We start from the raw sequence: 13,135 nt of genomic DNA, 5'->3' as shown, positions 1-13,135 counted from the left end.
TAAGAGATACATATTGCGTAATTTGGTCTAACGACTCTTTACGTCTATGAAAAAAATTAGATTAAAAAAGTATCTATCTATCTATATAAAAAAAAAGCGATGCAGTGGCCTCACGGGGGTTCCCCCCACTCGCGCTTTGCATCAAGACAAGGTACGGTGGGGCACACCGAAACCTGGGTCATAGACCCTCTACGCTTGGGGAGAGGAGACCTCTATTTTTCCTGGCTCCGGCCTGGTTGAACAAGTCATCTCGTTGAATCAAGAATCCCCGTCCTTCCAGGGCGGGGAGTGTCAACACCGTACCATTGTGCCATCGGATAAATTGCCAAATTAGCGATCGCGTAGCGTGACCTTTGGTCAATCGCATTTCCAGCTTGGCGGATCACGCGGAAGTTTTCACTACCAAGACGCTCAATGTAAGCCTCACAGTCACTTACGGAAACCCCAAAGCACTGAGATATAATCATCCCAATCTGCTCAAGGTCTTGTGAGTTGCAAACCGGACTATAGTCCAACCCAAGTGTCATATTAAAGAAGATTGTATTACATATACTACTATACTACAATCTGCCAATACTGGGGGGGAAATAATGTCAAAATCCCCCAGTATTGGGGGATTTAGGGGGCTTTGCGTAAGTCCTGTGGTTAATTTGAATGCTTAACAGTTACAGCTAACTACCTATAGTAAGGATAAAAAATCGAATCGTGGCTGCGCCTGGGAGAATAGATTCTGACTCCCCTACGCTTAGGATAGTAGATTTCATCGTCCCTATGCTTGGGAGAATAGACTCGAACTCGTCCACGCCTAGGAGAATAGACTCGAACTCTTCCACGCCTAGGAGAATAGATTCGCACCCGCCCACGCCCACGCCCACGCCTGGGATAATAGATTCGCCGATGCCTGCGGTGTGAACGATGCCTGTGTTTACGCCCGAATGAAGAGATGACAACGTCTAGGTTACTATCCCCAACAACGATGGGACTTTCAGCGTTAACTGGAGCCAGAGGGACTAGAGCCATCAGTCCTGTGAGAAGCACAATTGAGAATTTCATATTGCTGACCTCCTGTGGAAGAGCAATGCTATTTGAGCTACCGATAGATTAAATAAGCGTCAGCTATCAGCTAAAGGCCTTTAGTTAGGTTTGTTTCACCTTTTTAGTCAGGTATTTTTGCGGTGCGATCCCGGTCGGGTGTGCCGACAAGCGTGAACGCGCACCAAGAGAGTCGAACTAAAGATCTATCCTTGATAGCTGATAACTGATCGCTAAATACTTACACAGATAGACGAGTTAGACGTAGCTTACCTTAACGAATGTTCCCATACCCCCCTCTGTGGTGGTATTTTTATCCGGTTCCAAAGTAACGTAAGCATTCAGCTATCAGTTATAGCGCTACGCCCAAGGCAAGAGGCAAGAGGCAAGAGGCAAAAGTTTACTACAGAAGGTTTTCAGCTTGTATCAATGTCCTAACTTTAATGCGTAGTGCTATATCACCTAATGCGCTACTTGAGGTGCTACTTGAGGTGCTAGCAGGCGCTTTAACTGAACGGGGTCGGATGAGTAAAACGAGCACAGATTTTCAACCAGTCGCACCAGCACCGTAAACTGTTTTCTTACCTCCCGTCGATTAGCTGACGGCTGACAGCTGATTGCTGAATGCTTACGATTACTGACCACCAACAGTCAACCGTCACCCAAACAGTTAAAAAGTGTGAAGTTTAGATCTCAAAGATGCTTAAAACAGTAGATAATAATAAATTTGGCATAAAAAGGATAACACCATGGCAGATTACCAGCACTGGGAGGAATCACTCGTAGCACCAATTATCCGTCAGGCTCAGCAAAAACTGATGTCTCCTAGGAAATTTCATGCCCTCTGCCAACAGGTCATCAAATCTACTGGTCAAAACAAGCTATACTTTTATCCACCACCTTCCGAGCTACTAGATGTAACTAACGGGATTACCATCAAAGAGTTAAGACAATTTTTAGACAAATTAGCAAAGTATGTCAGTAGTACCTCCTCAGAAGGACACCGAGTCACACTCTACCTAAAAAGAGTGCGGCTTAGATTAGGTAGGGTAAACAAGACCGTTATTTTAGTAAAAAAAACCAGAGTGTGTCAGCACAGTCAAAAATCTGTTTTAAAGCGGTGCGACCCCGGTCGGGTTTCCCGACCTAGGGAAAGCGCACCAACAGAGGCCAAGCCTTCTAGGAAAAAATTAGAGCTCAACTCCAAGGGGTTATATCCCAAGGCCATGCTCTCCCAGGATTTGCCCTCCCAGGATTTGCCTACACAACCAGCTCCAATTCATCCTGAAATGCTATCTACAGGGGGAATGAAGGTTGAGGTGGAAATAGCTGGAGCTGGCATGGTTGGTCGGGTAGCTCGCCTGAGAATTAATGGCAAAGACCTGGCATTTAAAGCATTTTTTGACCCAGATTTCGTCTGGCAGCATGGTCCTTGGGCTGAAATTCCCATTGGGATTAGACTGAAATATGCTCAGGTAACGAAAAACTGTGCAGAATTCTTGTTTGCTAGTCAAGATTGGATGGTATGGGAATGGATTTATCCCGATACTAATCCCCAGTTTCGGAACAATGGCATCACTTATGAACAGTTTGCAGCTCAAGAAGGTCTAACTAAACTCAATTCATTAAATATATATAATTACAATCCCTACAATATACGTCTTGATCCAGGGGGAATTCAGAAAGAATACTGGGGCAGACGCTGGCAGGATTTTTTAAGAGGAATTGTCTTTTACCTCAGAAAAGTCCAGCGAGAAGGATTAAAATCCCTGACACCATACCTTTCAAAAAGAATGATTACTTACCTATTACGGCGATTAATTGTTCTAATTTATCCTTGGAAGAGTGACTAAATTAGACGAATGATGAGATAATTAGATGATGGGATGATGGAATGATGAGATAATCGCTATAGCAAGCCAGACAATCAAGGCAGAGAATAAGGTCAAGCCAGAGGTAATGGTATAGTTGGGTCAGTACTCAATTATCTATTAGATCAGGTCAGGATAATTAACCTTAATAAAAATCTCCCTCGGTGCGCTTTCCGTAGGCGAATTAAATTCGCCACGGGTCGCACCGCTCCCCATCTCCCCATCTCCCCACACCTCCCACCCTCCCCACCCTTCCCACACTTTCATTTTTATTGACAAATATCAATACCCGATCTTCCCCCATCTTTTTGACACAGGAGTTTGGTAGGATATCTATAAAAGTGTCCCTAAACGCACAACTATACATCCGAGAACTATACATCTCCCTCTCCTGCTATGCTTAAGAGACTAATTGGTGATCCAAACGCACGTAAGCTCAAACGGTACCAACCTGATGTTGTAGAAGTTAACCTCCTCGAAGAAGACATCCAGCACCTATCGGATGAACAACTCAGGGGCAAAACCGCAGAGTTTAAACAGCAGCTGGAGAAAGCCAACACTAGTCAAGAGCGTGATGAAATTCTTGATCAAATTCTGCCAGAAGCCTTTGCTGTAGTGCGGGAAGCAGGAAAGCGAGTGCTGGGAATGCGTCACTATGATGTCCAAGTCATGGGTGGCATTGTCCTGCACAAAGGGCAAATTGCGGAGATGAAAACTGGTGAAGGAAAAACCCTGGTGGCTACTTTACCAGCTTATCTCAATGCCATCGATAGTAAAGGGGTTCACATTGTAACCGTTAACGACTACTTAGCCCGTCGGGACGCGGAATGGATGGGACAAGTTCATCGCTTCCTAGGTCTAACTGTGGGGCTGATTCAATCGGGAATGTCCCCCCTCGAGCGGCAAAAGAACTATGCCTGTGATATTACCTATAGCACCAACAGTGAATTAGGCTTTGACTATCTCCGGGACAACATGGCCACAGCAATGTCAGATGTGGTGCAACGTCCATTTAACTATTGCATTATTGACGAAGTAGACTCAGTACTGATTGATGAGGCCCGAACCCCACTGATTATTTCTGGGCAAGTGGAGCGACCGACTGAAAAGTACATTAAGGCCGCAGAAATTGTCCGCAGGCTCTATCCAGAAGATCCAGAGAATCCTGATCAACTAGGACACTACGAAGTTGATGAAAAAGCCCGTAACATCTTGATGACCGATGAAGGGTTTATCGAAGCAGAGCAACTTCTAGGGGTTAAAGATTTGTACGACCCCAAAGACCCTTGGGCTCATTATATTTCCAATGCCCTCAAGGCTAAGGAACTCTTTCAGAAAGATGTGAACTATATCGTGCGGAATGGGGAAGTAGTGATTGTAGACGAGTTCACTGGCCGAGTGTTGGCAGGACGCCGGTGGAGTGATGGTCTACACCAAGCCATAGAAGCCAAGGAACGGGTAGATATTCAAAATGAAACCCAAACCCTAGCAACCATTACCTATCAGAATTTCTTCTTGCTCTATCCCAAACTGGCCGGTATGACAGGTACCGCCAAAACAGAAGAAGCGGAATTTGAAAAAATCTACAACTTGCAAGTTACCATTATTCCCACTAACAAACCCTCTAAACGTCGAGACGTTTCCGATGTGGTTTACAAGACCGAGCCAGCTAAGTGGAGGGCAGTAGCAGAAGAATGTGCTGAACTCCATCAACAAGGACGTCCGGTACTAGTGGGAACCACCAGTGTAGAAAAATCCGAGTTGTTGTCAGGTCTGTTAGCCGAAAAGGGGGTACCCCATAACCTGCTCAATGCTAAACCGGAAAATGTGGAGCGGGAATCAGAAATTGTGGCTCAGGCAGGACGCAAAGGAGCCTTGACTATTTCCACCAACATGGCTGGCCGAGGAACAGATATTATTTTGGGAGGTAATGCTGACTTCATGGCACGGCTGAAGCTACGGGAATATTTTATGCCCAAAATAGTTCAGCCAGAGCAAGACGAAGCCTTTGCCCCCATAGGGGTAACTACTGCAAAGCCTAAATCGGACGCTGTTGGGTTTGCTCCAGGAAAGAAACCGAAAAGCTGGAAGGTTAGCCCTCAGATTTTCCCGACCAAATTGTCCCGGGAAACGGAACAACTCCTAAAAGAGGCAGTAAATTTTGCAGTTGAACAGTATGGAGAGCAGAGTTTACCGGAACTAGAAGCAGAAGAGAAATTAGCGATCGCTTCAGAAAATGCTCCCACCAATGACCCAGTTATTCAAAAGCTGCGGGAAGTCTATAAAGCAATTCAAGGGGAATATGACGCATTCACCACCAAAGAACATGATGATGTGGTAGAAAAAGGTGGCTTGCACGTTATTGGCACAGAACGTCATGAATCCCGCCGTATTGATAACCAGCTCAGAGGACGAGCTGGACGGCAAGGTGACCCCGGTTCTACCCGATTTTTCCTAAGTTTGGAAGACAATCTCCTGCGGATATTCGGAGGCGATCGCGTAGCAAGGATGATGGATATGTTCCGGGTTGAGGAAGATATGCCCATCGAATCCGGGATGCTCACCAGCTCCTTAGAAAATGCCCAGAAGAAAGTGGAAACCTTCTACTACGATACCCGGAAGCAGGTATTTGAGTATGACGAGGTCATGAACAACCAACGGCGGGCAATTTACGCGGAAAGACGGCGAGTGCTGGAAGGACTAGACCTCAAAGAACAAGTCATCCAGTATGCCGAAAAGACTATGAGTGATATTGTAGACGCCTACGTTAACCCAGAGTTACCACCAGAAGAGTGGGATTTAGAGAGCTTGGTAGGAAAGGTCAAAGAATTTGTCTACTTACTCCAAGATCTAGAACCACAGCATCTAGAAGATATGACTGTCGGGGAAATCAAAACCTTCCTCCATGAAGAAGTCCGGAAAGCCTATGATATCAAGGAAGCTCAAGTCGATCAAATCCAGCCAGGACTAATGCGACAAGCTGAGCGATTCTTTATCTTGAATCAAATCGATAACCTCTGGCGAGAGCATTTACAATCCATGGACGCCCTACGGGAGTCAGTGGGATTACGAGGTTATGGCCAAAAAGACCCCCTGATTGAGTATAAGCAGGAAGGCTATGAGATGTTCTTGGAAATGATGATCGATATCCGCCGCAATGTGGTATACTCCCTCTTCCAGTTCCAGCCACAAATGCAACCCCAAGCAGTGTAATGCCTTTTTAAGTTGAAGGTTTAAGAAGTTGAAGGTTGAACGCGATTGCGTGGCCGTTCGCGCAGCGTGGCCTACGGCCTTAAGGCCAAGGTTTAAGGTTTAAGGTTTGCTGCTGCCCTTAACCTTTTGCCTCTTGCCAATAGCCATGCATGCCTTTTGCCTTGTTTAACTATAGTTGTCACTAGTCAACCGATTCCCAATTCCCGATTCCCGATTCCCGATTCCCGATTCCCGACTTAACTTTATGGTCTAATCAACTTCCGTTCTGCCTGACGATACTCAGCAATCTTTCTGGCTCGTTGCAAAGGAATATAAGTAATCATTGCCACTAAGGGAATACCGGTTACTACCACAGCCGCTGGTACCAATGGATCAAGCAATCCCAGTATAAAAATTAGACCCAAACTACTCCCAAACGCTGTACTCACCAGTGACAGCCAGATCGAAAAATTCCTAGTCAATCCCCTATCCATAAACTTTTCTACCACAATACCGATTGCTACTCCACTGATCAATCCACCCACTAGTCCAGCTACAGCCCCAACCACTGTTGTAGCTTCTGCTGTTGCTACCAATCCAGTCAAAGCCGTTACCCAAGTAACAATACCAACTAAAATACCAGCCGTTCCTCCTGCCATTGCTCCTGAGGTCCGACCAGCTGTTGTCGTTAACCACGCTGCCAATTCCAAACCTACCGCTGCCCCAGCTAAGGTGCTAAAACCAGGTGTCGCACTAATTCCCATTAGAGTTCCGTAGATCAGCAGACTAGAGGCTATAATCCAATCAACAGCTACAGCAAATAGTAACAATAGGGCTAGGTAAGGGTAGGGGAGTTTTTTCCGAGTAATTGGGATAGGAGCAGTTTTTAAATTAATATCTAACGAATAAGTCTTCGGGGAAGAATTTGTGTGCAGTAAAACCTTTCTTTGGTAAGTTTTATCCGCCATCAACTTTCCAGTATCAATGGTGATTTTGCACTCAACTTCATTCCCTTCAAAGGTGGCTGGTTCAAACGAAATCCAGCTATGGTAATCGGGGGTATGAGGTGGATCGTGAAGATGAGGCGCAACTTCCCACTTTCCAGTTAACGTTGTCTCAGGTATAGGATTCTTGATCCAGATGGAGTGAGTCAGTTTTTTGCCCAAGCTAGTCCCGGTGAACTCCAGACTGCTGTGACTCAAGTCAACCTTTGGTAAACAAATCGGGTCAGTAGGTATAGCGGCTAGAGCAGCTCTAGCATTGGGATAGCGGTTCTCCAGTTGGGGTTCCACCATTTTTTCTAACCACTTCACCCAATGGGGACTCACCTTCGGAATTAAATGCTGAAAATTAACGTGATAGCGGATATCAACTAAATCATCAATATCCTCTGCTTTGGTATTACTCAATAAGCAAATTAATGTGATACCTACACTATAGAGATCTGATGCTTCGGTGAGTTGACGCCGAAATAATTGCTCTGGTGGCATAAAGCCTAAGGTTCCTTTAACCAGGCTACTAACCCCTACTTCTCCATCCCCCAGTCGCGCAAAACCAAAATCAATCAAATAGACATTGAGATCATCATCTACCAAGATATTAGCTGGTTGAACATCCCGATGAATTACTGAGGGAATACGGTTTTGGAGATAGACAAAAATTACCAGTAAAGAAATCGCAATTTGCTTAATGTCATCAGGACTAAAACTTCGCGGTTTGGCCAGAGATGAAGCTTCTTTATACTCCTGAACTAGGCAAAAGCCATCTTCAGTTTGGAAGGAATCTAGATAGCAGGGAATCCCCGGATGTTCCAATCCTTTCAGCACTTGTATTTCACGTTCGTATGTGTCATAATTTAACCAGTTTGTGTTAGTTTTAATAACCTGAAACTGCTTAATGACAACATACTGTTTAGTTTTGAGGTTTATCGCCAGGTAAGTGTATCTGCCGACGGCTTGATTGCACGTTAAATCCCTGATGATCTGATAGCCATGAATTTTAAATTCTAGACAATTATTCATAAGCTGATAGAAATTTATCAACACTTAACCCGCAGGGTTAAATGTTGATAAATTTAGTAGTTAGAGAAACCAATAGCTATTACTGGTTTCTCTAACTGGTCTAACTCTAACTGGTCTAAACTACATCACATTTGATGGTATTGCTGGTTGATTAGTTTCAGTTCTTTCCCAGGGGAAAGACTTGTATTTTATGTAGAAGCCACCTAATACCACCAGTATGATAATAATCATACCAATACCTAGGGAGCTGGGTAGCCAAAATGCCACTTCGATATGGTTGATTTGACCAGGTTGCAGTGTCCAAACTAGCTGATGTCCATCATCATAAATCTTGGGACTAATGGCATTGGGGGATTTCTCAATACTGTTTGCTCCCCAAGGGGTCTCTAGGCTAAACTGCAAATCCAACAGTGAACCAGCAGTAACCACAACCTTGCCATTATCAGAGTTTATTACCCCTAGGCTGCGCAAATCCAGGTCATAGCTTAAGTGATTTCGTTGCACCACAAAAAAGTTGTTTTGATCTAGGCGTAAATTAGAGTTAAAACTTGGGTTACTATCACTGTCTGGTGCTAATGGGGCATCTTCTGGGTGACCAACTGGGTTAAAAAACTGCTCAAACTTGGATACTAATTCCTTACCGTTGTTAAAGGGAATTGCGATCGCAATTTCTCGGTCCGAGAGGCGCTGGGTTTTCCCCTGAAGCTGCTTTGCCCGACTTTCGAGACTTCTGAGCCATTTGGTCGCCTCAGCATCGCTCAACTTTGTCAGCTGTTCTCCAAGCTTGATCTGCTGGACAATCTTGCCATGGTGTTCACCGTCAAACCTGACCCCAAGATCATAGTTGACACAACCAGACAGTAGCACTGATGCCAGCACAATCACCCCCAGAACCCGTAAATGCCTCAGAGTTCCACTAACCAACTGCCTTAAACTCACAAAATTTAACTTCACCAACCCTTCTCCTTTTTTTCTTAGTGTCCTTAGGGATTTATGAAACAATAGGTCGATTTGTTACATATATAACCTAAAACCAATACAATAGCATGTTGTAATCATGTTATAGAATCTCATAAACCAGCCCAAATCCTATGAATAAGCCTACTTTACGTAAACTGCATAGTACCTTAGCTCCAATCATCGTACTGCCTTTCATGATCACAGCAATCACCGGGATAGCCTATCGATTAGGGAGAGCCTGGTTTGGGCTTTCTAAAGATCAAAGCCACTTTTTAATGGCGATTCACGAAGGAGAATATCTTGGTGATCAACTGAGGCCGATTTATGTACTTTTAAATGGTTTAGGATTAATTTTTATGTTAGTTACAGGTATAGTAATGTATTGGAAAAGTATCAGCAAGAAAGGTATTTTTTCTAGCAAAGCGATGGATAAAAAAACCGCCCCAGATAGTTAAAAAACAACTGACTATAGAAATTTTCAATTCGGTGAGGTACATGTTTCGAGGGAGCAGGGAGTAGGGACTTCGGAGCAGGGACTTCGGAGCAGGGAGTAGGGAAGTCAGAAGAGGGAACTTCGGAATAGTGATGCAGCGCTGCATCCCTAAAAACCCTTAGACTACTCACTGCCTAACCCACCCAACCCTTGGATTTAAGCAAAGTAAAAAAAACCGTCTCTGCTGGTAATCTAGCTTTTTTTAGCCTAATGAGGTACAAAAAGTTTTTTTCCTGTTCCCTCTGCTCCTCCTGGGAGGGGTTAGGTTTGGGTTAATCTTCCCTGTTCCCTGTTCCCTGTTCCCAGATCCGCTGTTCCCTAAAACCAGAAAATATGTACCTCACAATATTGAAAACCGCTAGGTCAAAGCCCAAACCAAATCAATCCACCCAGGGTTAAACTCACCAAACCAACAGCTAGCCAGACGAATTGATTATCCTTAGTGTTAATCTCAGCAGGATCTAGGGGTTCTGGTACCAATCCTAGGTTAGGCTGCTTGCGATCGCTAAAAGACCTATACACATAACTCTCCCGGTCGTCACTTTCTGCGATCGCGCCTAAGTCAGGAATGTTGGTCATCCATTCTGCTGGTCTAGTCAGCTGAGGAGCTTGCAGAATATAGAGTAAATCTTTACCTTGTTTGGAGGTATCTAGGTTAGGATGGCTAGTCAGCTGTTGGCAAAGTGCGATCGCTTCCGCTTTTTGCCCAGCTGCCTCATAAGCCATCACCAACCACATTTGCACCTCTCCCCCGAGCCCAGAGGATAGATTTACCAGATTTCTGGCTGTGGTCAAATGCTCTATAGAAGCACGATATTCTCCTCGTTCAAATGCGGCTTTTCCTGACTGGTACTCAAGGTAAAATTTTTCATTAGCCATTAGTCATTGTTTAATTATAGCAATTCAAGAACTTGTGATGTACAAATTTACAGTTTTTAGGGACTTCGGAGCAGGGACTGAGGCCGTTGGCCACGCTACGCGAACGGAGCAGGGAGCAGGGAATAGGGAATAGGGAAGTCCGAAGAGAGAACAGGTAAAAAATAATTCGTACCTCATAGCTACGATAAACTCTCTATTAATTGTTATTAATTTCCATTTTCAATTAAGCTTCTTCAGTACCTTTGATGCTAAATGTACAGTTAAAAAGCTTATAAAGCTTACTTTACAGGGGTTCTGAGGCTATTTAACTAGCAAAATCTGAATACCGCCTCTTCCGACTACTCCCTGCTCCGAAGTCCCTGCTCCCTGCTCCCTTTGTAAAAGTGTTTATTTAGCATAACAAGTACCGAAGAGCCTCAATTAACAATTTCCTAGTTGCCATTTGCGATTTGTCCTTAGTTGGTAAATTCCGATGCCACAATCATCGAACCGATTCCTTCATCGGTGAAGATTTCCAGGAGCAGGGCATGGGGAATGCGACCATCAATTATATGAGCCGCACGTACCCCTTGGGCAAGCGATCGCACGCAGCAGTTTACCTTAGGAATCATCCCACCAGACACTACCCCACTCTCAATCAACTCCCGTGATTGTTGAATATCTAGGTGAGCAATCAGGCTAGATTGGTCTTTAGGATCCTTCAAAACCCCAGGGGTATCAGTCAGCAAGATCAGCTTTTCTGCTTCTAAAGCAGCTGCGATCGCACCGGCAACCGTGTCAGCGTTGATATTGTAAGCTTGGCCAGTATCATCAGCCGCCACACTAGACACTACTGGAATGTAGCCACTATTAACCAAAGACTCTACTAGCCCCACATCCACACTGCTCACTTCCCCAACAAAGCCAATACCCTCTTGACCTTGTGGGCGTGCTACGAATAAGTTACCATCTTTGCCACACAGCCCGACAGCATTACCACCGGCGTAGTTAATCCGAGAGACTAACTCTTTATTCACCCGACCCACCAGCACCATCTCCACTACATCCATAGTGGCAGCATCGGTCACCCGCAGACCATTCTTAAATTGTGGCTCAATCCCTAATTTTCCCAGCCAGCTATTGATTTCCGGACCACCACCGTGGATAACTATTGGTCGTACACCCACAGAAGCTAAGAATACAATATCCCGGATTACCTGGTCTTTGAGATTGCTGTCTTTCATGGCCGCACCACCATACTTAACCACGACTGTGCGACCAGCAAACTTTTGGATGTAGGGTAGTGCTTCACTGAGTACCCGCACACGGGTTGCTTCAGTTTCCCTTATGTACTCTTGAGTATAGAGCATAGGCAATCACTCAAATCTATAATCACATCCACAGCAGTGTAAATCATTTTCATAGCTTAGGGCTAGATAGAATGGCTCGTTTCTTAAGAATTGGAACAGACAAAGCTTCAGGGGAACAGAGGTAGAGGTGTTTTCTTCTGGTAAAAGATAGATGGGTCAGATGGTCAGACGGTGATATAGGTATAATTTTCGACCCGACTCCCTACTCCCTCGGTGCGCTTACAGTCGTCGAATTTAATTCGCCACGGGTCGCACCGCTCCCGACTCCCTACTCCCTACTCCAATTAACCTAGGAGGAGGTACCTCACCCAGCTCTTGAAATCAGAGAGTTTTTAGAAAAAATTGCGGATTTACAAGCAAAACCCAAGACTAATTTAACAGAATAAAACCAGGCTACCACCTTAAAGCAGGGCTTTATATTAAATAAACCTTAATGGAGAATTAGTAATCAATAATTTTACCTCACTACTACCGAGCAATGACCGATTACCATTAGCTCCTGTGTTAGCTTAAGTATATAGCCTGACAAAGAATTGCTTAGTTACCTGTTTCACCTCGATGCTGAAAATCCTGATCAAACAGCTGCGCCACGATCATTATATTTTTTGGTCTAACAGCTTAATTATTCTACTATTTTTAGTTTTAAGTATCTATGTCAAGATTCAGGACAGGGGTTATATAGTCGTAGGACTTTTTGATGATCCTTTTCTTCTACATCGCCCCTACATCGGCACGTTATCAGCTGTCTCTGAATTAATGTGGTGTGTAGTAGTAACCATTTGTTTATGGTGCTGGTTCTTGCTGAACAAAATTCAGCCCAATCAAAAAATAAATCGATTTATTTTATACTCTGCCATTGGCATTGGAATATTATTAACTGATGATGTCTTCAGGATTAATTTAATACTAGCAAAGCAAGGGATTTCCAAAGCGCCGGTGTATTTTATGTATGGCATAGGTGCCATCCTCTATGGATTAGCCTTTTGGAAGATAATTCGATCTACACCATATATACTGCTTATGATTGCGGGAATTTTATTTGTCATATCTGGTTTGGTGGACTTCTCCCATTTGTCAGGAAAAGGAACCCGAGCCATGCTAGAAGATGCCACTCGGTTATTGGGTATTATGAACATCACTCTCTATTTCAGCCAGGTATGCTGGCAGGTGATGCTGCAATCTTGGGATAGAAAGAGAAATCGAGCTATCTAATTCCTAAATTGGGATTTAAAGTTCTCTGGGCAAAGAATTGTTGTGGGGTAATTTTAAATTCCGTAATTTCACAGATTTACAGTCGCTGATCAAAACGTTAAGAATAGAAGAACCAAGTGTGTCTTA

At 44.3% G+C, this 13,135-nt stretch carries 12 protein-coding genes; 4 read left to right on the top strand and 8 right to left on the bottom strand.

What is annotated here, in order from left to right; genetic code table 11:
* Positions 1-245 precede the first annotated feature (245 nt).
* Positions 246-527 (bottom strand): hypothetical protein, encoded by a 282-nt coding sequence (locus BJP34_RS14140; protein WP_070392907.1) that lies wholly within the window; start codon positions 525-527, stop codon positions 246-248.
* A gap of 148 nt (positions 528-675) precedes the next feature.
* On the bottom strand, positions 676-1,053 hold the full coding sequence (locus BJP34_RS14135; RefSeq protein WP_149030977.1) for a hypothetical protein: 378 nt from the start codon (positions 1,051-1,053) through the stop codon (positions 676-678).
* 728 nt (positions 1,054-1,781) lie between these two features.
* On the opposite strand from BJP34_RS14135, the gene BJP34_RS46020 reads away from it, so the two are divergent.
* Both BJP34_RS46020 and secA read left to right on the top strand, forming a co-directional pair.
* Complete coding sequence (locus BJP34_RS46020) at positions 1,782-2,885, top strand: hypothetical protein (RefSeq protein ID WP_193431324.1); 1,104 nt, start codon at positions 1,782-1,784, stop codon at positions 2,883-2,885.
* 414 nt (positions 2,886-3,299) lie between these two features.
* Entirely contained in the window at positions 3,300-6,116 is a 2,817-nt protein-coding gene (gene secA, locus BJP34_RS14125; RefSeq protein WP_070392905.1) for a preprotein translocase subunit SecA, read from the top strand.
* Between the two features lie 242 nt (positions 6,117-6,358).
* Here secA and BJP34_RS14120 read toward each other — a convergent pair whose 3' ends face one another.
* Both BJP34_RS14120 and BJP34_RS14115 read right to left on the bottom strand, forming a co-directional pair.
* On the bottom strand, positions 6,359-8,116 hold the full coding sequence (locus BJP34_RS14120) for a serine/threonine protein kinase (protein ID WP_070392904.1): 1,758 nt from the start codon (positions 8,114-8,116) through the stop codon (positions 6,359-6,361).
* 120 nt (positions 8,117-8,236) lie between these two features.
* On the bottom strand, positions 8,237-9,070 hold the full coding sequence (locus BJP34_RS14115; protein ID WP_070392903.1) for a DUF3153 domain-containing protein: 834 nt from the start codon (positions 9,068-9,070) through the stop codon (positions 8,237-8,239).
* A 137-nt stretch (positions 9,071-9,207) separates the two neighbouring features.
* Between BJP34_RS14115 and BJP34_RS14110 the strand changes: the two genes are divergently transcribed.
* The gene (locus tag BJP34_RS14110) at positions 9,208-9,531 is read left to right on the top strand and encodes a PepSY-associated TM helix domain-containing protein (RefSeq protein ID WP_070392902.1); all 324 of its coding nucleotides are present in this window, start codon (positions 9,208-9,210) and stop codon (positions 9,529-9,531) included.
* On the opposite strand, the gene BJP34_RS39755 is transcribed toward BJP34_RS14110, so the two are convergent.
* The 4 genes from BJP34_RS39755 to argB form a co-directional block, all read right to left on the bottom strand.
* The gene (locus tag BJP34_RS39755; protein ID WP_149030976.1) at positions 9,491-9,700 is read right to left on the bottom strand and encodes a hypothetical protein; all 210 of its coding nucleotides are present in this window, start codon (positions 9,698-9,700) and stop codon (positions 9,491-9,493) included. The genes BJP34_RS14110 and BJP34_RS39755 overlap by 41 nt on opposite strands.
* Positions 9,701-9,932: 232 nt before the next feature.
* The gene (locus tag BJP34_RS14105) at positions 9,933-10,448 is read right to left on the bottom strand and encodes a hypothetical protein (RefSeq protein WP_070392901.1); all 516 of its coding nucleotides are present in this window, start codon (positions 10,446-10,448) and stop codon (positions 9,933-9,935) included.
* A 24-nt stretch (positions 10,449-10,472) separates the two neighbouring features.
* On the bottom strand, positions 10,473-10,625 hold the full coding sequence (locus BJP34_RS43260; protein WP_158517205.1) for a hypothetical protein: 153 nt from the start codon (positions 10,623-10,625) through the stop codon (positions 10,473-10,475).
* 278 nt (positions 10,626-10,903) lie between these two features.
* Positions 10,904-11,797, bottom strand: coding sequence for an acetylglutamate kinase (gene argB / locus BJP34_RS14100; protein WP_070392900.1), 894 nt, complete (start codon positions 11,795-11,797; stop codon positions 10,904-10,906).
* A 558-nt stretch (positions 11,798-12,355) separates the two neighbouring features.
* On the opposite strand from argB, the gene BJP34_RS14095 reads away from it, so the two are divergent.
* Positions 12,356-13,009: a hypothetical protein gene (locus BJP34_RS14095; RefSeq protein WP_070392899.1), complete on the top strand. Its 654-nt coding sequence runs from the start codon at positions 12,356-12,358 to the stop codon at positions 13,007-13,009.
* Positions 13,010-13,135 lie beyond the last annotated feature (126 nt).

It is taken from the genome of Moorena producens PAL-8-15-08-1, from assembly GCF_001767235.1.
GTDB lineage: Bacteria > Cyanobacteriota > Cyanobacteriia > Cyanobacteriales > Coleofasciculaceae > Moorena > Moorena producens_A.
This window is presented reverse-complemented; position numbering and strand designations above follow the sequence as displayed.